The 515-nt window shown below is 70.7% G+C and carries 1 protein-coding gene and 1 pseudogene; both read left to right on the top strand.

Going from position 1 to position 515, the window contains the following annotated elements:
* Positions 1-194, top strand: a pseudogene (locus MKK75_RS36195) (chemotaxis protein); the annotation flags it as partial.
* Positions 195-306: 112 nt separating this feature from the next.
* Positions 307-515 (top strand): methyl-accepting chemotaxis protein (locus tag MKK75_RS36190; RefSeq protein ID WP_313901893.1); only part of this gene is annotated, 209 nt, incomplete at its 3' end.

The raw sequence follows: 515 nt of genomic DNA, 5'->3' as shown, positions 1-515 counted from the left end.
TGAACGAACGCGCACGCCGGGCCGAGATCCAGAAGGCGGTCGGCGACGAACTCGATGCGATCGGCGGCGCCGCCTCGGACGTGAGCCGGCAGACCCAGGAGGCGGCTCAGTCCGTGGGCCAGGTCACGCAGGATATCCGGTCCATGGCGACAGGCTCGGAGCAGCATTCGCTCTCCGTTAACGAGATCAGCTAGCAGGTGAGCCACGCGGCGATTATCGCCGGACAGGCCGCCGACCCGCCCGCGCGCACGGGCGAGATCGTGGCAGGGCTGAGCGCGCAGGCCGCACGCCGCGAACATCGGCGACGTGGTCGTCCTGCTCTCCGGCATAGCGCCCCAGACCAATCTGCTGGCGCTGAACGCCACGATGGAGGGAGCCCGCGCGGGTGACGCCGGGCGCGGCTTCGCGGTGGTCGCCAGCGAGGTGAAGACCCTGGCGCTGCAGACCGGCCGGGCCACCGACGAAATTCGCGGACAGATCGCCGCAAGCCAGGCGACGACCCGGAACGCCGTGGA

Origin of the sequence: Methylobacterium sp. J-030 (genome assembly GCF_022829545.1) — a bacterium.
Classification (GTDB): Bacteria; Pseudomonadota; Alphaproteobacteria; order Rhizobiales; family Beijerinckiaceae; genus Methylobacterium.
The sequence above is the reverse complement of the archived record's forward strand: the minus strand, read 5'-3'. Positions and strand labels throughout refer to the sequence as shown.